The sequence below is a fragment of the Desulfosarcina sp. genome (genome assembly GCF_055467485.1).
In genome coordinates, this window is the sequence record NZ_JBUOIV010000001.1 from 148,922 (window position 1) to 172,931 (window position 24,010).

Annotated in this window: 25 protein-coding genes; 10 read left to right on the forward strand and 15 right to left on the reverse strand. The window is 56.8% G+C overall.

Translation table 11 applies throughout. From position 1 onward, the window contains the following. Window positions 1-83: 83 nt before the first annotated feature. The 7 genes from ACZCED_RS00710 to ACZCED_RS00740 all read right to left on the reverse strand — a co-directional run bounded on the left by ACZCED_RS00710 (window position 84) and on the right by ACZCED_RS00740 (window position 6,174). A complete protein-coding gene (locus tag ACZCED_RS00710; protein WP_464860030.1) occupies window positions 84-659 on the reverse strand; it encodes a flavodoxin family protein in 576 nt (191 codons plus the stop codon). Further along, window positions 629-991, reverse strand: a complete 363-nt coding sequence (trxA, locus tag ACZCED_RS00715) for a thioredoxin (RefSeq protein WP_462967828.1) — start codon at window positions 989-991, stop codon at window positions 629-631. The genes ACZCED_RS00710 and trxA overlap by 31 nt, the downstream gene beginning before the upstream one ends. 254 nt (window positions 992-1,245) lie before the next feature. After that, complete coding sequence (locus tag ACZCED_RS00720; RefSeq protein WP_464860031.1) at window positions 1,246-1,359, reverse strand: helix-turn-helix domain-containing protein; 114 nt, start codon at window positions 1,357-1,359, stop codon at window positions 1,246-1,248. Beyond that, window positions 1,356-2,624 carry a putative hydroxymethylpyrimidine transporter CytX gene (gene cytX / locus ACZCED_RS00725; RefSeq protein ID WP_464859987.1) on the reverse strand — a complete coding sequence of 423 codons (1,269 nt, stop codon included), beginning with the start codon at window positions 2,622-2,624 and terminating at the stop codon, window positions 1,356-1,358. Before cytX ends, ACZCED_RS00720 begins: the two co-directional genes overlap by 4 nt. 293 nt (window positions 2,625-2,917) lie before the next feature. Next, on the reverse strand, window positions 2,918-3,790 hold the full coding sequence (galU, locus tag ACZCED_RS00730) for a UTP--glucose-1-phosphate uridylyltransferase GalU (RefSeq protein WP_462967826.1): 873 nt from the start codon (window positions 3,788-3,790) through the stop codon (window positions 2,918-2,920). Window positions 3,791-3,872: 82 nt separating this feature from the next. Continuing rightward, complete coding sequence (locus ACZCED_RS00735; protein WP_464859988.1) at window positions 3,873-4,934, reverse strand: branched-chain amino acid aminotransferase; 1,062 nt, start codon at window positions 4,932-4,934, stop codon at window positions 3,873-3,875. A 142-nt stretch (window positions 4,935-5,076) separates the two neighbouring features. Beyond that, a complete protein-coding gene (locus ACZCED_RS00740; RefSeq protein ID WP_462967824.1) occupies window positions 5,077-6,174 on the reverse strand; it encodes an ABC transporter ATP-binding protein in 1,098 nt (365 codons plus the stop codon). Window positions 6,175-6,427: 253 nt separating this feature from the next. Here ACZCED_RS00740 and ugpB point away from each other — a divergent pair, with 253 nt between their 5' ends. The 3 genes from ugpB (at window position 6,428) to ACZCED_RS00755 (ending at window position 9,732) form a co-directional block, all read left to right on the forward strand. Further along, entirely contained in the window at window positions 6,428-7,750 is a 1,323-nt protein-coding gene (gene ugpB / locus ACZCED_RS00745) for a sn-glycerol-3-phosphate ABC transporter substrate-binding protein UgpB (protein WP_462967823.1), read from the forward strand. Between the two features lie 161 nt (window positions 7,751-7,911). Further along, window positions 7,912-8,802 (forward strand): sn-glycerol-3-phosphate ABC transporter permease UgpA, encoded by an 891-nt coding sequence (gene ugpA / locus ACZCED_RS00750; protein ID WP_462967822.1) that lies wholly within the window; start codon window positions 7,912-7,914, stop codon window positions 8,800-8,802. A gap of 9 nt (window positions 8,803-8,811) precedes the next feature. After that, window positions 8,812-9,732 (forward strand): ABC transporter permease subunit, encoded by a 921-nt coding sequence (locus ACZCED_RS00755; RefSeq protein ID WP_462967821.1) that lies wholly within the window; start codon window positions 8,812-8,814, stop codon window positions 9,730-9,732. A gap of 89 nt (window positions 9,733-9,821) precedes the next feature. Here ACZCED_RS00755 and ACZCED_RS00760 read toward each other — a convergent pair whose 3' ends face one another. From ACZCED_RS00760 to ACZCED_RS00775, 4 genes are all read right to left on the reverse strand, one after another. Beyond that, window positions 9,822-10,259, reverse strand: a complete 438-nt coding sequence (locus ACZCED_RS00760) for a hypothetical protein (RefSeq protein ID WP_464859989.1) — start codon at window positions 10,257-10,259, stop codon at window positions 9,822-9,824. A 78-nt stretch (window positions 10,260-10,337) separates the two neighbouring features. Beyond that, window positions 10,338-11,129: an HAD-IIB family hydrolase gene (locus ACZCED_RS00765; RefSeq protein WP_464859990.1), complete on the reverse strand. Its 792-nt coding sequence runs from the start codon at window positions 11,127-11,129 to the stop codon at window positions 10,338-10,340. 186 nt (window positions 11,130-11,315) lie between these two features. Further along, the gene (locus ACZCED_RS00770) at window positions 11,316-13,271 is read right to left on the reverse strand and encodes a methyl-accepting chemotaxis protein (RefSeq protein ID WP_464859991.1); all 1,956 of its coding nucleotides are present in this window, start codon (window positions 13,269-13,271) and stop codon (window positions 11,316-11,318) included. 160 nt (window positions 13,272-13,431) lie between these two features. Next, a complete protein-coding gene (locus ACZCED_RS00775; RefSeq protein WP_462970650.1) occupies window positions 13,432-14,397 on the reverse strand; it encodes an ABC transporter substrate-binding protein in 966 nt (321 codons plus the stop codon). Between the two features lie 32 nt (window positions 14,398-14,429). Between ACZCED_RS00775 and ACZCED_RS00780 the strand changes: the two genes are divergently transcribed. The 6 genes from ACZCED_RS00780 to ACZCED_RS00805 all read left to right on the forward strand — a co-directional run bounded on the left by ACZCED_RS00780 (window position 14,430) and on the right by ACZCED_RS00805 (window position 18,999). Beyond that, window positions 14,430-14,591 carry a hypothetical protein gene (locus ACZCED_RS00780; RefSeq protein WP_462970651.1) on the forward strand — a complete coding sequence of 54 codons (162 nt, stop codon included), beginning with the start codon at window positions 14,430-14,432 and terminating at the stop codon, window positions 14,589-14,591. 133 nt (window positions 14,592-14,724) lie between these two features. Continuing rightward, complete coding sequence (locus tag ACZCED_RS00785) at window positions 14,725-15,477, forward strand: glycerophosphodiester phosphodiesterase (RefSeq protein WP_464859992.1); 753 nt, start codon at window positions 14,725-14,727, stop codon at window positions 15,475-15,477. 80 nt (window positions 15,478-15,557) lie between these two features. Continuing rightward, entirely contained in the window at window positions 15,558-16,286 is a 729-nt protein-coding gene (locus ACZCED_RS00790; protein WP_464859993.1) for an enoyl-CoA hydratase, read from the forward strand. Between the two features lie 83 nt (window positions 16,287-16,369). After that, complete coding sequence (locus tag ACZCED_RS00795; protein WP_462970654.1) at window positions 16,370-17,446, forward strand: DUF1786 family protein; 1,077 nt, start codon at window positions 16,370-16,372, stop codon at window positions 17,444-17,446. 24 nt (window positions 17,447-17,470) lie between these two features. Further along, on the forward strand, window positions 17,471-18,565 hold the full coding sequence (locus ACZCED_RS00800) for a strictosidine synthase family protein (RefSeq protein WP_464859994.1): 1,095 nt from the start codon (window positions 17,471-17,473) through the stop codon (window positions 18,563-18,565). After that, window positions 18,562-18,999, forward strand: a complete 438-nt coding sequence (locus tag ACZCED_RS00805; RefSeq protein ID WP_462970656.1) for a hotdog fold thioesterase — start codon at window positions 18,562-18,564, stop codon at window positions 18,997-18,999. Before ACZCED_RS00800 ends, ACZCED_RS00805 begins: the two co-directional genes overlap by 4 nt. Here ACZCED_RS00805 and ACZCED_RS00810 read toward each other — a convergent pair. The 3 genes from ACZCED_RS00810 to ACZCED_RS00820 form a co-directional block, all read right to left on the reverse strand. Next, the gene (locus ACZCED_RS00810) at window positions 18,994-19,764 is read right to left on the reverse strand and encodes a divergent polysaccharide deacetylase family protein (RefSeq protein WP_464859995.1); all 771 of its coding nucleotides are present in this window, start codon (window positions 19,762-19,764) and stop codon (window positions 18,994-18,996) included. The two genes, ACZCED_RS00805 and ACZCED_RS00810, sit on opposite strands and share 6 nt — an antisense overlap. 187 nt (window positions 19,765-19,951) lie before the next feature. Continuing rightward, window positions 19,952-20,896, reverse strand: coding sequence for an META domain-containing protein (locus tag ACZCED_RS00815; protein ID WP_462970658.1), 945 nt, complete (start codon window positions 20,894-20,896; stop codon window positions 19,952-19,954). A gap of 42 nt (window positions 20,897-20,938) precedes the next feature. Further along, window positions 20,939-21,685 carry an SDR family oxidoreductase gene (locus ACZCED_RS00820; protein WP_464859996.1) on the reverse strand — a complete coding sequence of 249 codons (747 nt, stop codon included), beginning with the start codon at window positions 21,683-21,685 and terminating at the stop codon, window positions 20,939-20,941. Window positions 21,686-22,000: 315 nt separating this feature from the next. Between ACZCED_RS00820 and ACZCED_RS00825 the strand changes: the two genes are divergently transcribed. Beyond that, window positions 22,001-22,765 (forward strand): substrate-binding periplasmic protein, encoded by a 765-nt coding sequence (locus ACZCED_RS00825; RefSeq protein ID WP_462970660.1) that lies wholly within the window; start codon window positions 22,001-22,003, stop codon window positions 22,763-22,765. 260 nt (window positions 22,766-23,025) lie between these two features. Here ACZCED_RS00825 and ACZCED_RS00830 read toward each other — a convergent pair whose 3' ends face one another. Next, window positions 23,026-23,655: a GAF domain-containing protein gene (locus tag ACZCED_RS00830; protein ID WP_462970661.1), complete on the reverse strand. Its 630-nt coding sequence runs from the start codon at window positions 23,653-23,655 to the stop codon at window positions 23,026-23,028. Between the last annotated feature and the right edge of the window lie 355 nt (window positions 23,656-24,010).

Consider the following 24,010-nt stretch of genomic DNA (forward strand, 5'->3'; position numbering starts at 1 on the left):
CTGATTTTATTGAACCCTCCCCGCGGCAAGCCGCGGGGAATCTTCACCGTAAGGATAAAAAAATCGATTTTCAGTTCGCTCGCTTACCCCGCTGCAAGCAGCGGGGTAAGCGCTTGCTGTCGCGGTTCAAGCACGGCCTGGAGCGTCGTGAGCAGGATGTCCATGTCAGATGCATCCGGATGTCCCACCGCGTCGGCGGCGTCATCCAACCATACCTGTGGCTGGGGCTTGGCTTTGACCTTCTCCAGCACTTTTGGATTGACTTCTCCATGGCAGCTAAACGATCCCACGACGGTGGCCCCTTCAGCCAAGGTTTGGGCGTGGGCCATTGCACGGGCGGCGTGATCAGAGCCCGGCCGGGCACCGTGGGTGGCAAAGAGGAACACTTTTTTGTGCCCCTTCAGTCGTGCCAGGTAGCTTGCGGATTCAGGATCCGGTTTTCCGGCTTGAAGCCAGAAACCAAGGGCGACCAGATCGTAGTCGGTTGGGTCCGGTGCTTCATCGACCAGGCACATCTGCGTACCTGTCGGCAACGCCTCGCACACGGTTTCGGCGAGCCTTTTTGTATTTCCAGTCTGACTGGAATAAACAACAATCGTGTTTTTTGTATATTCTCCGTTCTTAGGTGCTAAGTTACGATAAACGGCGCCGGCATCGATTCTCCCGCAAGGGCCTTTTTGATCGCATCTTCGAGAACACCCTGGGATACCATTCCCGTTATGGAATTAATGGCTTTGCCCCCCTGAAAAATCATCAGGGTGGGGATGGATTTGATGCCATATCGCTCGGCGACGGCCGTGTTGCTGTCGACATCGCATTTAGCAAAAATCATTTGATTATTGTAAGTCTCCGCCAGAGTCGCAAATGCCGGTGCCATGGCTTTGCAGGGGCCGCACCAGGGGGCCCAGAAGTCGACGATGACGGGTTTGGTCTGCTGAAGCACTTGCTGGTCGAACTGGTTGTTTTCGATTTCGGTGACAAACTGGGACATGATTCCACTCCTTCTTTATCGGTGTTGGTGTAATTCCGGCAGCCTTGAATCAATGCTGGTGGCGTTCGTTTTTCTCCTCAAATCAATATATGTGCCAAAAAGAGGAACCTCCGGAACGATGGGCATGCATGTCATCATTCCGGGGCTCCAGGAGGTGAGAGTAAGGTTGAGTGAATCAAAATTGAGGTATTGATTGCCTACTCTGCCGGCTGATTTAGCAACTGGTATGCCAGCGTTTGCCTCGGTTGGTACGCTCACCGGGAAAGGTTGCATTTTTTGATCTGGTTCCACACGCTGGTTCGGGAGATACCCAGCAGGCGGGCGGCTTGGGAGCGGTTGCTATTGGCCCGTTTCAGGGCCGCGATCAGCCGTCACCTCTGCCCCGGGTCATGTAGAAATAGATCAGTCCGGCCACCAGCATGGAGGGAATCGATCCGCCGACCGGATAATTCATCAGCGCGATCGTCTCGAAGGTCACGAATCCAGCCGCCCAGGCCACCGCGGCGATGATATTGACGCCTTTATAGTACCAGTACGGCCCGCCGACGGTGTCGATGGCCTCGATCTCCAATCGGCCTTTGCGCAGCAGGAAATAGTCGGTGAGCACAACGCCGAACAGCGGCATGAACATGGCGCCGATGAAGAGCAGGAAGTTTTCATACTGCTCCATGGGAAAGACCAGGGCAACCACGATGGACAGGATCCCGGCCACCCACATGACCGTGTTGGCCTTGATCTTCTGGGAAATGTTCATCATGGAGCAGGTGGCGGAATAGATATCCGGAAAATCGGAGGTAATCGTGGAAAAAACCACCATGACCAGTGCCGGCACCGCGAACCCGATTTTTCCCATGGTCTGAAGGATCAGTGCGCCCGGATCCGTCTCGCCGGTGACCAGGGTGGCCATCAACCCCAGCAGGTACATCCAGGAAGACACGATAAAATAGCCTGTCCAGGTGTTCCAGAACGCCGGCCCGCTCTTCTTGGCAAAGCGCGCGTAGTCCGCCACCAGCGGCATCCAGGATATGGGCATGGCGATCACCAGGTCGAGGCCGATCATAAACGGCATCTGGCCGGTGCCGGCTGCCGTCACACCGCTGCCGAACTCACCGAAGGCGACCCCGCTCATCAGGACGATCACCAGCAAGAGGGCGATCACCGCTGTCGTCTGCAGAATTTTCCAGATCGATCTGCCGGTTCCAAGGGCCCACAGCAAGGTCCCTATACCGATCAGCACGATCCAGAACTGGCTGGAAGCCAGGATCCCTCCGAAAGGCGCTCCCAGCATGGCACCGGCGCGGCCGCCGATGATCAGCATGATGGAGGCCCAGCCGATCAGCTGGATGATGTTCAGGATCGCCGGCAGGTTGGAGCCGCGGATGCCGAAGGCCGGCCGAACCGAGACCATGGAAGTGATGCCGTACTGCGAGCCGATGACGCCCCCCAGGGCCATCAAGGTGTTGCCGATCAGGTGGCCCAGGACGATGGCGAAAAAGCCGGCCCAAAATCCCATGGGTGCCAGAAATCCGCCGGCCCAGATTTCGGCCAGGGAAATCGCCACTCCCGCCCACAGGAGAAAATAATCGATGCCGTTCAGATTTCTTTCCGATGCACCAATCGGCTTAATATCCATTATGGTTTCCAATCATTAAAGACACCGCTGGTTGAAAATCAGGACTGCGGCAGGAAAAAAAGTGAATAATTTTGTGCCGGCTTTTATTGGAAATAGAAGGTAGGCCCGCTGATCCTTATCTGGCTCCGAATCGGAGGGTGCAGCGCCATCGGCGGGACAAAAGACCAAAAAAGAGGGTCAGCACGATCTTGCCGAGTCGCTAAATTCGCCAGAGCCTTCAGTCGGACGGTTGAAAAGATCCAACGGTTTGTCCCCCCTCACAGGGTTGTCAATCTGCGGGCGAGCCGATCGGTCTAATACTTCTTAATCAGATCCCTGATAAAAGGCAGCAGCCGGTCCCGCATGTCGGGCCGGTCCAATGAAAACGACAGGTTGGCCATCTGAAAGCCGGCCTTGTTGCCGCAATCGAAACGGGTGCCCTGGTAGCGGTAACCGAAAATATCCTGGGTCTTGAGCAACCGGGCCATGGCATCGGTGATCTGGATTTCACCGCCGGCGCCCTTTTCTTTGCCCTGGAGGATGCTGAAAATTTCCGGAGTCAGGATATATCGGCCGATGATGGCCAGGTTCGAGGGCGCTTCTTCCGGTTTCGGTTTTTCCACCAGACCACGAATCTTCGTAATGCCGTTGACCAGCGGGTCTGCATCCAGGATGCCGTACTTGCTGGTCTCTTGAGGGTCCACTTCGACGACCGAAACAATCGAGGACTGCAGCTCGTCAAATGTTTCCATCATCTGTTTCAGCACCGGTTTTTCCGCTTTGATCAGGTCGTCGGCCAGCAGAACCGCAAAGGGTTCGTTGCCCACGATGTTCCGGGCGCACCAGATGGCATGCCCCAGCCCCAGCGGCTCGTTCTGGCGCGTGTAGATAATGGAGCCGGATTCGGGGATCAACGAGTGAACCATTTTCAGCTGGGAGTCCTTGCCCCGGGCCATGAGCATGTGCTCCAGTTCGCAGGAGTGGTCGAAATGGTTCTCGATGGCGTTTTTCCCGGCACCGGTGACGAAAATGATCTCCCTGATGCCCGAGGCATATGCCTCTTCCACGGCATACTGGATCAATGGTTTGTCCACGATGGGAAGCATCTCTTTAGCCATGGCCTTGGTGGCCGGCAGAAATCGGGTACCCAGACCGGCGACGGGGAAAACGGCTTTTCTGACTTTCATGAAACCTCCGCGGTTGAAATATTAATAACCGTTTGGTTTTTGGTGCAACAGAAAGGATCCTTCAACGCGATGACCTAACCCGTCAGACGTTCTCCACCCAGCCCGACGGGCCTTCGATGCTGCCGTACTGGATAGCCTGGATGGACTGGAAAAACTTGTGGGCCAGGGGGCCGACCCGGCCGTCGCCGATGGTGATGACCGTATCTTCGTATTTGAGCTCGCCCACCGGTGAGATAACGGCGGCCGTGCCGGATCCGAAGATCTCCTTCAATTGGCCCGACGCGTGGGCGTCGATCACTTCGTCGATGCTGATTTTTCTTTCGGTCACCGTCATCCCCCAGGACCGTCCCAGTTCGAGCACCGAATCGCGGGTGATACCGGGCAGGATGCTGCCGGAGAGCATGGGCGTGACCAGTTCGTCGCCGATGACGAAAAAGATGTTCATGGCTCCGACCTCTTCCACATACTTCTGCTCCACGCCGTCCAGCCACAACACCTGGGTGTAGCCGGCCTTGTGGGCCTTGTCGCCGGCAAGCAGGCTGGCCGCATAGTTGCCCAGGGTCTTGGTGTCGCCCACGCCGCCGCGCACCGCGCGCACATGCTCCTTGGTGACCATGATCTTTACCGGGTTGAACCCTTCGGCGTAGTAGGCCCCCACCGGGCTGAGGATAATGAAGAACCGGTAGGTAAAAGAAGCCCGCACGCCCAGGAAGGGGTCGGTGGCGATGATGGTCGGCCGGATGTAGAGCGAGGTTCCCGGCGCGCTGGGTATCCAGTCCTTTTCGACGGTGAGCAGTTGCTTGAGGGCATCTAAAGCAAAGGCTTCGTCGATTTCGGGTATGCAGAGCTTGCGGTTGGACGCGTTGAGGCGCTTAAAGTTCTCCCGGGGGCGAAACAGTTGAACACCGCCTTGTTGGTTGCGGTAGGCTTTCATGCCTTCGAAGACCCCCTGGCCATAGTGGAGGACCATGGTGGACGGTTCCATCACCAGGGGTGCGTAAGGCTCGATACGCGGATGGTACCATCCTTTTTCCACGCTGTAGTCCATGTTGAACATGTGATCGGTGAAAATCGTACCGAACCCCAGCTTGTTTTCATCCGGTTTGGCTTTCAGTCGTTCGGCGTTGGTGATGGTCACTTGCATGATGGGTCCTCCTCGGGGATAAGACGGTCTCGGTCCGGCGTCCGGATCAAGAAAACTAAAATAAAATGAAACAGTTCAGGAAAAACAGACAGACAGGCTGACCGGTTATAGGTACACCTATTTTACACGTGAATCAAGCCAATCAATAAATCGAGCGGGTGGTGCCGGCATCGAAAAGATGAAGATGATTCAGGTTCATGCCCATGCGCAACTGCTGGCCGGGGTGAAAGATCCGGCGACCTTCGCTTTTGACGATAAAGGTGATGCCTTTGAAATTCATGTGCATGTGGGTTTCTCCGCCGAGTGGCTCGACCACCTCCACCGAGCCGTCCAGCTTCCATTCGTCGGGATAGTCGCCGTTGCCGTTGTCCACGGTAAAATCCTCGGTTCGCAGGCCCATGATCACATCCGTCTCTTCCCGGACGTTCATGTCCGCCTTGGTGGGGATGGGCACCCTAAGCTCGTCGTTCAGGCGGATCATCAGGGCCCCGTCGACCTTGACGATGCGGGCGGGAACCAGGTTCATGGGCGGGCTGCCGATAAAGCCCGCGACGAAGGTGTTGGCCGGGTTCTGGAACAGCTCAATCGGCTGACCCACCTGTTCGATGTTCCCGTTTCTCATTACCACGATGCGGTCGGCCAGGGTCATGGCTTCCACCTGATCGTGGGTGACGTAGATGGCCGTGGACTGGACCTTCTGGTGCAACCGTTTGATTTCGACACGCATCTGGGTCCGCAGCTTGGCGTCCAGGTTGGACAGGGGCTCGTCGAAGAGAAATACCGACGGTTTGCGCACGATGGCACGCCCCATGGCCACCCGCTGTCGCTGCCCGCCGGAGAGCTCGTGGGGTTTGCGGTGCAGCAGCGCTTCCAGACCCAGGATGGCGGCCGCTTCGTTGACCCGTTCGAGAATCTCCGCCTTGGGGGTTTTGCTCAGCTTCAACCCGAAGCTCATGTTGCCGAAGACGTTCATGTGCGGATAAAGGGCGTAGTTCTGGAACACCATGGCCACGTCCCGGTCCTTGGGGGCGATCTCATTGACGATGCGGTCACCGATGCTGACGGTGCCGGAGGTGATTTTCTCCAGCCCGGCCACCATGCGCAGTACCGTGGATTTGCCGCATCCCGAGGGACCGACCAGGACCACGAACTCCTTGTCCTCGATGTCCAGGCTGATGCCGTGAACCACTTCAGTTTTGCCGAATTTTTTGACGATGTCCCTGATAATGACCTGTGCCATGGAATCCCTATTCTGAATGGTAAGTTGGGTAGGAGAAAATGACCACGCTTTTCCGGTTCAAGTCAAGCACTCTTTAAGCGCCAGCCATGTTTTTCACAAACCGATTGGGTGCCGCCGTTCAATTCGCAGCGCCCTTCCAATAAATGCTTGACTCATGAGAGCTTACCCATTACTCTTGTTTCATCTCGGGAGGAGATATATACTTTCCTATCTATTTCAAACCGTTACATAAAACTGGGAGGAGCGTGCAGCCATGATGAAAAAACTCATGATGTTGATGGTACTGGTGATCCTGGCGGTGTTTGCCGCCGATCAGGTTTTTGCAAAACCCATTGAAATCCACTGGTGGCACGCCATGCGGGGCGCCCGGGGCGAAACCCTGAAAAAGATCGTGGATGCCTTCAATGCATCCCAGAGCGATTACGTGGTGGTGGAGACCAACAAGGGCAATTACGACGAGACGGTCAATGCCGGTGTGGCGGCCTACCGGGCCAAAAAGCACCCCCACATCCTGCAGTCCTTCGAAGTGGGCACGCTCACCATGATGCTCTCAGGAGCCATTTATCCAGTCTACCAACTCATGGCCGACCAGGGCTATAAAATCGACTGGTCCAGTTACCTGCAGCCGGTGCTTTCCTATTACGTGGACGAAAACGAGAACCTGCTTTCCATGCCGTTCAACTCGTCCACCCCGGTCATGTATTACAACGTGGACCTGTTCAAAAAGGCGGGCATTGACCTGCCTTCCAAGACCGAGCCGCTGACCTGGGACCAGATGGGCGACATCACGGCCAAGCTGGTGGCCTCAGGTGTGAAAAAAGGTATGGTCACCTCCTGGCAGTCCTGGACCCAGGTGGAGAACTACAGCGCCATCCACGACCTGGCCTTTGCCTCCAAGGCCAACGGCTACGAGGGACTGGACTGCGAGCTGCAGATCAACAATGCCCAGGTGGTCAACCACCTCGCGCGGCTTAAATCCTGGATGGCGGACAACCGTTTTTCCTACGAAGGCCAGAAATACCAGGGACCGCAGGCCGCTTTTGTCGGCGGGGATGCCGCCATCTTGATGGAATCCATCAGCGGCATCGGCAATGTCAAGAAAAATGCCCAGTTTGCCTGGGACCTGGCCCCGCTGCCCGTGGAAGCCAGCATGAAGGAGCCCCAAAACAGCATCATCGGTGGTGCCTCCCTATGGGTCATGAAGGGTCATCCCAAGAAAGAGTACAAGGGCGTGGCCGCCTTCATGGATTTTCTGGCCCAGAACGACATGCAGGAGCTGTGGCACATGGAAACCGGCTACTTCCCCATCACCATCACGGCCTATGAGTCCCTGAAGAAAAAAGGCTATTTTAACGAAAATCCATACCAGGAGGTGGGCATCAACCAGATGACCCGCCGCAAGCCCACCAAGAACTCCCGGGGGCTCCGCCTGGGCTATTTCGTCCAGATCCGCAATATCATCAACGAAGAGATGGAGCTGCTCTGGAACGGTTCCAAGAGCCCGCAGCAAGCCATGGACGACGCGGTATCCCGCAGCAACGAGAAGCTGCGCGAGTTCGAAAAAACCTACAAGTAGACATTGCCAAAAAACAACGCTATACTCCTTGCGGTGCACCGGCCGATGCGCGAACCTCCGCTCCGGTGCGCCGCAAGACGTTTTGACCCGAGTGGCCATGACAGCCATGGCATCAGCGAACCAAGCTCGAGCCCTCACACCGGAATCGAACACCGGAAACCATGATCAAACGATCCCATTTCACTTCGCGGACCCTGGCCTACCTGCTGATTACCCCGCAGATCCTGGTCACCCTGACTTTTTTTTACTGGCCGGCCGCCCAGGGCCTGCTCCAGTCGGTCATGCTCAGCGACCCTTTCGGCCAGCGCAGCCGCTTCGTCTGGTTCGACAACTTCATCACCATCTTTACCGATCCGCTGTACCTCAAATCCATCGGCATTACCCTCGGTTTCAGCCTGGCGACCGCCGCTACCAGCATTGTTTTCGGCCTGTTCATCGCCTCGCTGGCCAACCGGGCCCTGCGGGCCAAGGCCCTGATCCGCACCATGCTGATCTGGCCTTACGCGGTGGCGCCGGCTATTTCAGGCATCCTCTGGCTTTTCCTGCTGCATCCCTCTTTTGGTGTGCTGGCGTATTTTCTTCAAAATAAGATGGGCATCGACTGGAACCCGGTGCTCAGCGGCACCGACGCCTTCATCATGGTGGTCCTGGCCAGCGCCTGGAAAGAGGTGAGCTACAACTTCGTTTTCTTCATGGCCGGACTCCAGGCCGTTCCCCACTCACTCATCGAAGCGGCGGCCATGGACGGGGCCGGGCCATTTCGGCGTTTCTGGACGATCACGTTCCCCCTGCTTTCGCCCACGTTCTTTTTTCTGATGGTAATGAATGTGATCTACGCTTTTTTTGAAACCTTCGGGGTGATCCATACGGTCACCCAGGGGGGGCCCGGAGGGGCGACCAACACCCTGGTATACAAAGTTTACCAGGACGGTTTTATCGGCTTGAACTTAGGGTCCTCCGCGGCTCAGTCCGTGGTGCTCATGATCCTGATCATCACGATTACGGTGCTCCAGTTCCGTTTCGTGGAGCGCAAGGTCCACTATACGGTGTAATGGATTTAAATGGTTGAACGAACCCCCATACTCGACGCCCTGACCTACGCATTTTTGATGCTCGGCATCTGCATCGTGGGTTTTCCGATTTTCTATACCCTGGTGGCGGCGTCGCTGCCCTTAGAAGAGGTTGCCAAGGTGCCCATGCCCCTTACCCCCGGCGACCAGTTCTGGGTGAACGTCAACACGGCCTGGGAAACGGGGAACCTGGGGCGCCAGCTGATGAACTCGTTTATCATGGCATCGGGCATCACCATCGGCAAGATCGTCGTTTCCATGCTGGGCGCCTTTTCGATTGTCTACTTCGACTACCGCTTCCGAAAGGTGGCCTTTGCCACGGTCTTTTGCACCCTGATGCTGCCGGTGGAAGTTCGCATCCTGCCCACCTACGAGATTGCGGCCAACATTTTCGGCCCGCTGCAGTGGCTCATCGACACCTTGCACCTCAACAGCCTGATTCAGTGGTGGGTGGGCAACGATTTCGAAATTGCCCTGGAATGGAGCCTGCTGGACAGCTACACGGGCCTGATTCTTCCCCTGGTGGCCTCGGCCACCTGCACCTTCCTGTTCCGGCAGTTTTTTTTGACCGTCCCCGAAGAGCTGTGCGAGGCGGCCAAGCTGGACGGCGCTTCGGCCATGATGTTTTTCCGCAAGATCCTGCTGCCCCTTTCAGTAACGAACATTGCCGCCCTGGTGGTCATCGAGTTCGTCTACGGCTGGAACCAGTACCTCTGGCCGCTGTTGATCACCACCAATCCGGATATGACCACGGCGGTCATCGGCCTTCAGCACCTGATTCCCCAGGTGGACGACGTGCCCTACTGGAACGTCGCCATGGCCGGCTCGCTGCTGGTGATGATGCCGCCCATCCTGGTTGTACTGATGATGCAGCGCTGGTTTGTCAAGGGATTGGTCGAACGGGAAAAGTAGCAGCTATTAAGGGATAGGGAATGCTGGAATTAATGAATTGAAGGCATTCCATGTGGTCGAAATCCCCGGATCCCCCAATTCGAAGGCCCTCAATTCATTGATCGGGTTACCAACCATTCCACCGGTCCGCGCAGGCTTACCGGTTCCGGATACGCGTTGAGATAACCGACGCGCAAGACAAACTGTAGAAAAAAGCCGCTGTCATGAAACCCCGCGATCTGTTCGATGCCGCTATTTTCCTCCAGAAAATCGTGGGGCTGAACAAATTGGCGCACGAACCACCCCTTTAGGCCCCGTATCTCCATGCCTTCGGTGGACAGACCATCCCAATGTCGTTCGGCTTCAATGATCCAATTGTCGGGACTTTCAATTCGAACCCGCCAAGGTTGGCTGTTATGCCCGCTGGGAGCCAGGCCGGCGAGATGGAGGATGGTCAACGCCGTGTTGTCCAGATTGGCTGTCGGTCCGTTGGTCTCTTGAAAATCGGTGAAATCGTTACGCGTCCACCCCGCGCAGCCATTAAACATGGCGCCGCTGCCTAAAGCAACACCGGCCGGCAGGGTCCTTTTGATAAATGTTCGGCGATTGAGTATCCGTATCTTTCCTCATCGATCCAGAAGAATCTTCACCATTTCGGCAAACCCGATTCCGCCCTCGTATCGGGTCACCCAGGTCGGCGGCGCTTCCAGCTGGGCTTCGAAGGCGCGTACATTCGCGACCCCCACCGAGTGAGGGAAATAGCCGAACATGGGTGCATCGTTGGGCGAGTCGCCACAGAAAATCACCTGGTCCCGCACGGCATCCAAGTCCTTCTTAAAGACCTCCTTGAAAAATAAGCGGGACATGGACAGCTTGTCGTAATCGCCGAACCATCCATTGACATGGATGGAGCTGATTTTGGCGGTGGCCCCGGCGTTCTGGAAAATCGCCTGAATGGCCTGTACCGATGGCATGGGCAGAGGTGGCACGTCTTCGCAGAAATCGATGGCCAGATCCGCCTCTCGATAAGCCTGGTCGGCAGCCACGGCACAGCCGGGAACGCCGGTCAGCACCTTCTCCCGGATGGCGTCGAGCCTGGCCCGATCAACGCGTCTCTCTTCCTTTGACTTCCAGTAGCGTCGAGTCATCTTTTTTTCGCGGCTATCGTAGCGAAAATAGAAGGCGCCGTTTTCTCCAACCAGCCCGTCAACCGGCCACATCCGGGCGATGTGGTCGCACCAGCCGGCCGGGCGCCCCGTGATGGGGACCACCCGGATGCCGGACCGCTGAAGGTCCTCCAGGGCGGCGAATACCACGGACGGCAGCCGGCCTTTTACGGTGAGGGTGTCGTCAATGTCGGTGAGCAAGTAGCGGATGCCGCTCTTGTCAACCCGTCGAAACGTGTCGATCGGTTTCATCGAAGCCCTTCTTTTCAAGTTTGTCCCAGATGGTATCTTACGCCTTGAACCGGTTCTGGTGATATAAACGGGAAGGGGCACACTGTCAAACGAAGGGATAAAGTCGGCGAGAAAATGAAAGGCACCAATGAAAGCAGGGCCGAAATTGGCCCTGCTGGTAATTCGGTCAGGCTAAATCGGGTCACTTCAGGTTTTAAATTTGCGAACCATGGTATTCAGTTTTTCGGCTAACCCGGCCAGTTCTTCAGCACTCAAGTTGACCTGGGAGCTGCTGTTCGACATTTCGTCGGCAGACTGGGTGACCTCCATAATCTCCTTGGCAATGAGGGTGACGGCACTGTTGCTTTGCGCCACGTTTTCATTGACATCGTTGATCCCCTGGGAGGCCTGGGCCACGTTTCCTGCGATCTCTTTTGTCGTTACCGACTGTTCTTCAACGGCTGTGGCGATAACACCCACAATTTCATTGACCTGGTTGACGACCTTGGTGATATGACCGATTTGAAACACGGTCCCATCCGTGGAGGTCTGAATGCTCTCCACGCGTTGCTTGATCTCGCCGGTGGCGGCCGCCGTCTGTTTGGCCAGCTCCTTGATCTCGTTGGCCACAACGGCAAATCCTTTTCCTGCATCTCCTGCACGGGCCGCTTCGATGGTAGCGTTGAGCGCCAGAAGATTGACCTGTTCCGAGATGTCGGTGATGGCCTCGACCACCTTGCCGATCTCCTGTGCAGCCTGTCCCAGGTCACCGACCTGGCTGGAGGCTTTTTCCGCCTGCGTCACCGCATCATTGGTAATCGTATGGGCTTTTTCGGTGTTGCCGGCAATTTCGTTGATGGTTGCGGTCATCTCTTCTGCAGCAGACGCCACGAGCTGCACATTGGTTGATGCCTGTTCCATGGCCGCTGCAACCGAATTCATGTTCACGCTCATCTCTTCGGATGAGGTCGACACGGTCCGGGCCTTGAGGGTTGTCTGTTCGGCACCTGCCGACATCTGGCCCGAGATGGCCGAGAGATTGCGCGACGAGTCTGTTAATTGATCGGCATTGCCGGCAACGTCCTTGATGATGACCTGGACTTTTTCAATAAACACGTTAAACCATTTGCTCAGTTCGCCGACTTCATCGCGGCTCTTCACGTCAAGGCGTTTGGTCAGGTCGCCTTCACCTTCCGCCGCATCTTTGAGTCCGGCAACCACATTGTTGATCGGCTTGGCCACGGTGTTGGCAATCAGAAAAATGATCACCGCCGCCACCAGTACGACCACCGTAACCATGATCAGATTGACTCTTCCCAGATGGCCGACCGATGCGAAGATCTCCTTGCTCATTGCTGAAACGGCAATGGTCCATCCCATCTGCTCGAAGGTCTTTAAAGCAACAATCTTTGAGTCTCCCTTATGCTCGTATTCAAGCAATCCCTGCTTCATGGCCATCATTTTCGGACCGAAGTCGAGGTCGTTGAGGTTCATCTTGAGAATGTTGGCTTTGTCGGGATGGGCGATGATCAGACCATCTTTGTTGAAGATAAAGGCGTAGCCGGTTTGACCGACTTTGATGGTGTCGACGAACTTGGCGCTGAAAGCGGACATGTTCACCACGGAGAAAAGAACCCCGGTGACGGCATCCTTGTCTTTGACCGGAGCGGAGATCACGAACACGGGACTGCCGCTCTGCTTGCTTTTGATAACCTGGGAGACATGGGTCTTGCCCTGCATGGATTCCTGAAAGTAGGTGCGGTCGTCGATTTTTATTTTGCCGATAATCTCTTCGTCGGCCGCGGCAACGATCTCGCCGTTGGCATCGGCGAGCCCAATGCTTTCGTAGTATTGGTAGTCCTCTTTCATGCCGGCGAGTTGCGCGCTGGCGGATTTTCGGGCGGCTTTGCCGACAAAGGAATCTTTCAGGGCTGTGCTGAAAACGCTTTGCACCCCCCAGTTGGCGACATCGAGGGTACGGTCCCTGACCCAGGCCTGCATGATGACCTCGGTCGAGTCCGCAAGCTGACTGATCTGGCCGGTCAAGGCTGTTTTAAGGGAATTCTTGGATAGGGTGTAAGATATAATCGATGATCCGCCCATGCCGAGAAGGACCAGGATGACCATGGGCACAAGAAATTTGTTTCTGATGTTAAATCGCATGGGTAGAATCCTTTTCTTACCGAAATTCGCAGGTCCTTTCGGCGCTGGTTGACAACATTGCGGATCAGACAGCCGATAGGACCTGTCGATCCGGCGCTTTCCCCGAAACAGACCGAGGAAAGCGCCGGTTAACGTGGGCGAAGATGGTTGTTACATCAGGTTATTCAATTACCTGATCGGCCGATTGAATGATCTCGAAGGGAAGTTCCGCACCTAACGCCTTGGCAATTCTTGCATTGACGAACAGCTTGCCCTGGGTATTCTTGGTAACCGGGATATCGGCGGGGGAAGTTCCGCCTAATATTTTTAGGGCGGCGTCAGCTGACCAGGCCCCCTGTTCCTCGGCCAATTTGGCGTAGGATATCAATGCATAGGGAGCCATGAAGTCATAGGTCGATCCGGAGGGAATTTTGGAGCCGCCTTCGACCAAGGCTTTCATGTCAGCGGCCTGATCCTTGTAAAGCCCGCCGTCACTGTCCAGCACGAGCATATCCACCGTGCCCTGAAGTTCGGCAAAACCTTTTTTCCAGTCGTCAAAATCCTTGGCAAAATACTCGGTAAGCGTCATCCCAAAAACCGTCTTGAGATTTTGGGCCTCTTTTCTGGCGGTAGCTAATTCAGGGGCAAGAAAGCCGATCTTGTTGCCTTTGGCAAACGGCTGCAATTGTTCGATCAGTTGGGGAAGCGGGGTGACTTCGACCATTCCGGTCACATTTTTATACGGGAAGCCATACACCTTTTCATCCCAGTTGACGCCACAGAACACGAACGGCAGACTGGCATCCTTAAAGTAGGGTTCGATCAGATATTTGGAGGCATTGTCATCCGCGGCGATGACCACATCGGGTTTGAATGCGTCGATTTCCGCCTTGGCCTTGAGCGCGGCGCTTTTCTTGAATTCTTCGTCGGTATTGCGTTTGGTGTCCATCCGGAAGATCTTCAGTTCGACACCGGAGCCGTCGAGGGTGGTTTTGATGCCGTTGGTGATACCATCGCTCCAGGCATAGCCTTCATGGTAGGAGTCGATGAAAAGCACTTTTTTCCCGGCCACGCCGGCGGCAAAAGCGGGTGTGCAAATCGAAAGGACAAAAGCCAAACTCATTACGGTTACTAACATCTTTCGCATGATCATAAATTCCTTTGCTGAAGTTGATTGTGGTGAAATCCAACTATGGCGTTGATGGGTATTGCCTGAATGATTGGATGCTTTCGGCGGCTGGAGGAATTTCTTTAGAAAAAATTGTTTCTGGATTCCCGGCTTGGTCTGAGCAATATTTTCGAGTTTCCAGTGCCGCCACCTTCCCATTTGCGGTAGGATGATTTCCAGCTTCTGGCTGCTGACGTGGATTTTCAATAAAACTTGCTGTTTTCTCAGAACTTGGTTAGGACATTTACCGGCGTTATCGGAAAAGGGGCCAAAACTTCAACGTGAAGTAACCGTTCGCATGCAAGCATGATGAAAAAAGACCTGCCACAACCATTGTTCATCGCCCACCGTGGGCTCAGCGCCCGCTATCCGGAGAACACCCTTGCCGCCTTCAAGGGTGCCATCGACGCCGGCGCCCACATGATCGAGCTGGATGTCTGCCTGTCGAAGGATCGACAGCTGGTGGTGATCCATGACGAAACCGTGGACCGGACCACCGACGGAACCGGTGCGGTCAAGGCGCTTAGCCTGGATCAGCTGAGCCGGTTGGACGCCGGCAGCTGGTTCGACCCGCGGTTCAAGACCGAGCGGCTGCCCACCCTGGCCCAGGTGCTGGATGCGGTAAAAGGACGCCTGATGGTGAACATCGAGATCAAGCCGGAAGCCTTCGAAGCGGATGGGCCGGCAGATGCCGTGGAGCGGCAGGTGCTGGACCTGGTGCGTGAGAAAAATATGCTCGATGAGGTTCTGGTGTCCAGCTTCGAATGGCTGATGCTCGAAAATCTCCGCAAACTCGATCCGGGAATCGCTTTGGGCCTGCTTTCCGACGTTGCCGCGGATGAGAGCCTGCGCCACTGGTACCGGCGGATCAAGGGGTTTTCCTGGCACCCGGACTTCAGGGTGCTGACCCAACAGCAGGTGGACAGCCTCCACGATCTGGGTGCGCGCGTGTTCCCCTATGCGGTGGATGGAAAAATCGACACACGTGGGATGCTGGCCATGGGGGTGGACGGGTTGATCGTCGACGACCCCCGGCAGATGACCGCGCGGCAGCCCTGATCCGCAAAAGCCGGGCGCTCATCGCCAGCGTCTGATTGCCAATAAACTCAATAATTGCCGGGGTGGCAAAGGAAAAGACCATGGCACCACCCGTGCTTTTAGACGTTGACCACCAGATCGCGGTGATCACGCTCAACCGTCCCGAGCGGCGTAACGCCATCAACCAGCAACTGCTCATCCGTCTTTACGACGCGCTGGATGCGGTAACCGTCCGAGATGATGTCCGCGTGATCATCATCACCGGCAACGGACCCTCGTTTTGCGCCGGCCTGGACCTGGGTGCCATCGGAAGAGAGAATCTTTTCGACCCCCGGGGAGACGGCAGCGACCTGCCGGATTTGATGCGTGCCTGCAACAAGCCCATCATCGCTGCGGTCAACGGGCACGCCATTACCGGTGGCTTCGAGCTGGCCCTGAATTGCGATTTTATCATCGCTGCCGAAAACGCGCAGTTCTCGGACACCCACGCCCGGGTGGGCATCCATCCGGGCTGGGGAATGACCCAGCTGCTTCAGCAGACCGTAGGCCAGCGCCGGGCCAAACAGATCTCTTTTGCCTGCCAGCCCATATACGCCCACACGGCGCTGGCCTGGGGGCTGGTGAACGAGGTGCTTCCCCGGGAGCATCTGCTGGACCGCGCGAAAACCATTGCGGCCCAGATCGTCAAGGCCGATCCTCAGCTTCTGGGCGTCATTAAAACGCTGATCGAGAACCGCAATCGCAGTCCGCTGGAGCAGGCCTTCGCTAAAGAGAGAAGCGGCTTCAAGCAGTTTCTCCGGAAGCAGATCAACAAATTAAAGTCCTGTTAAGCCCGTTTCAAAAGCGAAGCCCAACGGCGATACCGGCAGAAAGTGGGTGTTTTGAAATTGGCTTTCGGGAAAGGAATCTCGTCATGGGACGCTACCTGTTGCTGGACATCGGTGCCGGAACCCTGGACATGCTCTGTTATGACACCGACCATGACCTTCACTACAAAGCGGTGGTCCGATCGCCGGTGCGGGTGTTGGCTGACGAGGTCCGGCAGACCCGCGGCAATTTAGTGGTCACCGGCTGTGAGATGGGCGGGGGCCCGGTCTCCCAGGCCCTGATCGATCGGGTAAAAACGGCCGACGTGCACATGTCGGAACCGGCCGCCGCCACCATCCACCACGACATGCAACGGGTGGCGTCGCATGGCATCCGCGTGGTGGACGCGGCAGAAGCGGAGGCGTTGACGCACGATCCCCGATTTCACCACATCCGTACGGGGGACCTTCAGCCTGATCGCCTGCAGCGCCTCGTCCGGGGCATCGGCGTCCCCTTCGCGTTCGATGCCGTGGCCATCTGCGCCCAGGATCATGGGGCGGCGCCGCCCGGGGTCTCTCACCTGGATTTCAGGCACCGGATGTTCACGGCGGCGCTGGCGCAGCACCCGGCTCCCGAGACCCTGCTCTACCGTGGTGATCAGGTGCCGGCGCAGATGAACCGGCTGTCGGCCATCGCCAAGGATGCCACGGCCCTGCCCACCGATCGGGTCTACGTAATGGATTCGGGGATGGCCGCCATTCTCGGTGCATCCATGGATGTGCTGGCCGTGAATCGAAACCGGCTCCTCGTGCTGGACATCGCCACCTCCCATACCGTGGGTGCGGCCTTGGAAGGGGGCATGCTGGGCGGATTTTTTGAGTATCACACCGCAGACATCACCGCTTCACGACTGGACCGGTTGCTCATGGACCTGGCCGACGGAGCGCTCTCCCACCGCCGGGTTTTAGACGAGGGCGGACACGGCGCCTACAGCCGCCGAACTATTGGCTTCGACGCCGTCGAAAGGATCCTGGCCACTGGACCCCGGCGGCGACTGGCACTGGAATCGACGCTTCCCATTGCCTTCGGCGCTCCCTGGGGCGACAACATGATGACCGGAACAGTGGGCCTGATGGAGGCGGTGAGGCGCCGGGAAGGGCTGCCGCCGATCAACTACCTGTAACGGCTTTTTTAAGGGCAGGCTGCCTTGGCGAAGCGAAAAACGATCATCATATTGCTGACCTGCCTGGTTGTGGCAGTCGTGCTTGTGGTTGGACGGCTGAACCGTGCCTGGCAGTTCAGGGCCATCGAACCGCTATTCAACGGCAGATGCACGGTGGTCTCCGGTGTGGTGGGGGTCGAGGACATCACCGTCAATCCACGAACGGGCATGGCCTATATGTCCGTGTGCAACCGCCGGGCGGCGGCCGTTGGAAAAGATTCGGCCGGAGCGATCTTCGCCTATGACCTCAACGCGCCAAATCCGGTTCCGGTGCGCCTTGACGCCGACTTGCCCGACGATTTCCAGCCCCATGGGATTTGCTTGTTCGCTTCGGAAAACGATACGCTTTCTCTGTTTGTGGTCAACCACGGCAATGGGCGGCATACCGTTGAAATCTTTGATCTGCTGGGCCTGACGCTGGTGCATCGCCAATCCGTCAGCGGCCCGCAACTGGTGAGCCCCAACGATGTGGCCGCCGTGGCTGCAGACCGGTTTTACGTGACCAATGACCACGGCAGCCGCAACCGCCTGGTAAAGACCCTGGAGGACTACCTGAACCTGAAGCGTTCCGGTGTGGTTTATTACGACGGTCAAAGGTTCAGACAGGTGGCCTCGCAGATAGGATATGCCAACGGGATCGCCTTTGACCCGCATGGACAGGCGCTTTATGTCTGCGCCACCACCGAGGGCACGCTGCGGGTTTATCGACGCGATCCGGCATCCGGTGCCCTTGCCCACGAACAGACCGTTGCTTGTGGCACCGGCGTGGACAACGTCGAACTGGATGAATCCGGTGTGCTATGGATTGGCGCTCATCCCAAACCGCTTCAATTTGTCATGCATGCCAGATCCCAGCGATACCGATCACCCAGCGAGGTGATCACGCTCACTCGCGGGCCGGCCGGCGATTATGCGTTGCAGGTGCGATACCTCGAGGACGGCTCGGTGCTTTCCGGATGCAGCGTAGGTGCGGTTTTTCGGGACCGGCTCCTGATTGGCAGCGTTTTCGAACCTTTTTTTCTGGATTGCCGGATGCAGTTGCCGGCGATTGCCCGATCCGTCCGAGGAGAGCCCCAATGACCGATGAAACACGCCAGGCAGCTATTGACGCCCACATCCAGAAGGATGCCTTTGCCCGGTTTCTGGGCGCTTCCGTAACGATCGTGGCGCCGGGGCACAGCCGGGTGGCGCTGACCGTCACCGAGCAGATGACCAATTTTCACGGAATGACCCATGGCGGCCTGGTGTTCGCCCTGGGAGACCTGGCGTTCGCCGCCGCCAGCAATTCCCGTGGGCAGGTGGCCGTTGCCCTGAATGTGAACATCTGTTTTCTCAACCCGTCCAAGGAGGGTGATCATTTGGTGGCCGAGGCCAAAGAGTGCCATTTAGGGGGCCGGACGGGACTTTACGAGATCACGGTGGTCGAGGAAGAGACCGGCACCCTCATCGCCCGCAGCCAGGACCTGGTGTATCGCAAGAAGGCCTGGTTCGTGACGCCGGATGATGCGCTATAGTCGATCAATCATCTGGGAAATGTAGACGAAAGCGACATCCCGGCTCTCCGGGGTATCGAGAAAGCGCATGATGCCCTCGGCGGTGTCCGGTCGCGGATGACCGATACCGATTGCGCTGCCGTGCTTGTGGGCGAGGTTTCTAAGGCGGTTCATCTGCCGCATGACCGATGCAACCTCCCGCCGATTGTCCAGAAAGAGGTCCCTCCTTATGGTCGACATACCCATCTGCCGGGCACAGGCGTAAGCCGTGGAATGCCAGGTAGTCACGCTGTCTACAAAAAACAGGCCGCGGTTTCTGACCGCATGCAGGGCCTGCCCCATTTTTTGGGGCTGCTGGGTGTACCTGGATCCCATGTGGTTGTTGACGCCGATCACATGGGGCAGTGTGGCAATGTTTTCGGCCACCACTTGGTGAATGCACTCCGGCCGGTCGGCCACAAAAATGGCACCGGGTCCCGGGTCCACCTCGGTGCTGAACGGTTCCATGGGTTGGTGGAGCATGATCTCGTGGCCTCGGGCATGTAGGGCAATGGCCGACTCTACGGACCAGCAAACGCGGGGCAGAACAGAAAAGGTAATGGGAATTTCCGCATCAAGAAAGCGTTCGGCGCGTTTGAGATTGAAGCCGATATCATCGATGATCAGGGCGATGCGCGGCGGGTTGGCGGCGGGGGGAAAAAGTTCTGCCGAAACCGGTGTGCCGGAACCGAACAGGCCGCCCAGGAGAAATGCGGCGCTTTTAGCCAGAAAGGTGCGTCGATCCATTCGTTATTGCGCGTTTCTCCAGCCTGCTGCCAGGTGAGCCACCTTTCTGGTGGGGATGTTTTTTTGCCTTTTCAGATCGTAGCAATCGATCTGTCGTGCTTATCCTGGCCCTCCTTATACCGTTTGTTGCGTTTTAGATCAACCTTTTACGCTATATATAGGTATTCTTGTAATTTGCATGGTTTTCTCAGGGACCGCCCTTTTTTCGGTCGAAGCGCATGCTTCCCGGCCTACCCTCCATTTCGAATGACACAGAGAGTTGCCCGGCCAGGAACGCGACTTTTTTTGCGCCATTGAGCTGTTTGAGAAAACGCTGCTCAATGAGCATGATGGCTTCTGGGCACATCATGCGGGTAGATCCGGATGGACCGAGCCGAAGGTCACCCGGGTTGTCGCCGGTTTCGACCGTCACAAAATAGCGGTTGCACCCGGCCCTACCGGCAAAGCGGCCGTTTTCATACTCCATCGAGATTTCCGGATCACCGGGCGCCGGTTCATCACAATCCCATGCGCCAAGCACCCAGACGACGCCGCCGATGGCATCCAGGGAAAACCGGTCTGTCCGGTCAGGCGTTTTTGACTCAACCAATTGGTCGGCATGCATTTGCCAGCGGCGGGTGGCTAATTCTCCCGGACAGCAAGCGGCATCCCGCGGGCCGGCTTGCAGCACATCTACGACGATCGACCCCCTTTCAATATGAACATCGCGTATCTGTACCCGGTCTCCCACCGGTACCGTGTGCGTGTTGACCAGTTCCCCGTTGTGTTTCTCAACCAGCGCCAGGTAGAGAAAGGTGCCGGATCCCCCGGATGATTCAGCGAGGAAGACCACAGCGGAATCCGCTTCATGATCGGTGATCTTTCCGATGTGGAAAAGATTGCCGACGAAATGCACCGACGGCCGTGACGCTCCGCCGGTTGCGTAGGGTGGTCCTTCCCACCGACCGTCCATCAACTTCACCGGTGACCGGCAGCCCTTGAGGCCCGAATAGGTCGCATTTCTCAGTGCCGTCAGCGACCAAGTCGTGCGCTGGATGTCCCTTGGCGGAGCCTTTCTGCATTGAAAAGAGAACAAACAGGCGACGATCAATGTTGTCAACAGGATACGTCTGAACAGCGACGATGTCTGCACGTCGACCCCTTTTATGCCCCAATCGGTGACAGCGCCTTTCGGTCAGGCCACAAATCCGCCGTTGGCGCATATATTCTGGCCGGTGATCCAACCGGCGTCCTTGACAACCAACAGGGACACGGCGCTGGCGATATCCGCCGGCGTACCGATACGCCCCAGAGCCGCGGCCCGGGCGTAGCCCTCGATCTGTTCCCGGGTTTTGCCTTTTCTGAACAGCTCCGTATCGGTAGGCCCGGGGGAGATGGCATTGACCGTGATGCCCCTGGGGCCCAGTTCTTTGGCCAATACCCGGGTTATTTGATCCACGGCGCCTTTGGTGGCGGCGTAGGGACCGTATTCGGCCATCAATACCCGGGTCACCGAGGATGACAGGTTGACGATGCGCCCGCCATCGTTCATCCGTCTGGCGGCCATCTGGCAGGCGAAGAAGACCCCTTTGACATTGGCGTCAAAAATATCGTCGAATTCCGCCTCGCTCACCGAGGCAATCGGTTTGAACAGCCGGATGCCGGCATTGTTGACGAGAATGTCCAACCCGCCAAAATGGTTTATGGTTCGGTCAAAGAGCCGTTGTATGTCGCTGACCTGTCGCATGTCCGCCCGCACCGCAACAGCCTTTCCGCCGGCCTTTTCAATATCCGATACCGTCAAGGCTGCCGCTTTTTCATCGTTGAGATAATTGACGGCCACCGATGCACCCATGGCGCCCAGCTTCGCGGCGATGGCCCTGCCGATACCCCGGGAGGCCCCGGTGACAATGGCGGTTTTTCCGTTCAGTTCGTCGGTCATGGTGGTCTCCTGTTACGATTGATGGGTGGGATGTCGTCCGGCTGATGACGATAGGGTAATCATTTATCCCCACAAGTGAAGCCTAAAAAAACCGCGACAGGGGGCGCCTTTTCCGTCGATTGTGGCGCCCATGCCAAAACCTGCATCGTGGCAGCGCAACGTGCAATCATAACGTTGCGTCGTTGGGACACCGATCGCCGGCGCCGACAATTCTCTTGCCCGATGTTTCCAAATCGTTCATACTTTCAGGCGTCCATGCCCGACACCGGAAACCATTGAATCGCAAGGATTGATTTTCGATCCCGAGCACAAACCATGAAGAAACGCCTGCCTGCAATTATATTGCTGGCCCTGATATCGATTTTTTGGCCCACGCCGTTATTGGCCAAGGAAGCGGTTATCCATGTTGCCGTTGACGTGGCCTATCCACCGTACATGTACGGAACAGCGCCTGCCAAAGGCCTTTATCCGGAGATTATCAGAACGGCGTTTTCCCTGTCCGGCATTCCTGTAGCCATCTCCGGATATCCCTGGAAGCGGGCTCTGAGCCTTGGCCGTGAGGGGAGGGTTGCCATCGGCGGGATCTATCAGAACCTGGCGCGCATGGCGGTATTCGACTATTCAGACCCGATTTACAGGGAAACGCTACGTGTCTGCGTTAGAGCCGGCCATGGGTTTTCTTATAGCGGGGTGGTTGACCTGACAGGCAAACGGATAGGCATCAACCGGGGATGGAGCTATGGTGAGGTTTTCGACAGCGCCCGCCAGGCGGGCCTGTTCGTCGCCGAGGAAGCCACGGACAACCAGGCCAACCTGAAAAAGCTCGTATTGGGTCGTGTGGATTGCATCATTATCGATGAATTGTCCCTTTCGCAGATACTATACCAGATGGGGTGGCGAGAAGAGGTGGAAACGCTCGATCTTCCCGCTGCCGTCAACAGTGTCCACCTGGTATTCGCCAAGCACACGCAACAGACCCATATCCTCGATCGCTTCAATCAAGGGTTGGTCAAAATGAAAGCAAACGGGACCTACAGCCGGATCCTCGACACGTTCATCCATGGAACCACTGCAGACTGATTCAACTCTGGATTGACCTTTCCCCGCGGCAATCCGCGGGGAAGGCTCACCGTTGAGGATGAAAACCGATTCCCCGTTCGCCGGTTATCGCGGTTCAAGCGCCACCGGCGTTGACTGCATCCTTGGCTCCCTTTTGCCGCCTTAGCGACCTCCCGGGTGCCATGCGGAACCGGATTCGCGTTCAGGCGCACCACATCGGTCAGGCACGCCGGACCTGCCCCTGGCAAGCCCTGTCTCGAGGATAAGCATGGGGCCAGCCATCAGGCGTTGGCCCGGGCCAATTCCCCTTTAGAAAAGCTTTTGGGCACACCTTCGTACGGGGTCCGCTTTTTGGATTTCAGCGTCTTGGGATCACGCATGGATTTCAGGATGTCGATGCTTTCTTTATAGCCTCTGTTGATCCGACACAATTCCAGGGCCATGCCGACCACCTGGGCGACAGCCTGGACGAAATTCACGTCATTGTGCCCAAATTCCCAGGGCTTAGCCGTATAGACCCGCAGGCATCCGATGATGCGTTCGCCGATGATGATGGGCACGGACAGTATCGATGCGATGCCCTCTTTCAAGGCGGCTTCGGGATATTGAAGCCGCGGATCGTCATTGACGTCGTAAATGGCCACCGGCTGGCCGTCTTCAATGGACGACGAGATCGAACGCATGGCGCTGACCGGCCCCTTTTCCAGGTATTCCCGGCTGAGTCCGTAGCTGCCGGCAAGCGAAAGCACCTCGCTTTTTTTGTCGAACAAAAACAGGGTGCAGCCTTTGACGTTCAGCGCGTTGGTGACCCCTTCCACCGATATCAGGACGATTTCTTCCGGGTCCCGGATCATCGAGATCGATCGGGTGATGCGGACCAGGCTTTCATAGGTGATGACGGGTTTTTCCATGGCGGCCTCCTTCGGGTAAAAGGGTTGATTCGTGCCGGCCATCGATTGCAGGCGTATCGATAAGAGAGCAACTGGGAAGGGAGTGGGCGGTTGTCACGCCACGTTGCGTGGTCGGCTCAACGGGTCAAAAGAAGCAAAGCGTCACTGAGAGAATTTGCAGGGTGCGTATGCACGGGGTGGCTTCAATCAGGTGCTGATGGTCGAATTTTCAGATGGCTGGTAGTTAAACTATCCCACAGGTTGACAGCCTTGGCAAGCGATAATTCTCATTGTTGCCTTGCCAGCGCGATTATCTTCATTTAAAAGATAGGAAGCATTCTTCTTTTTATCGCTCCGCTTCGAATGGCGGCTGATC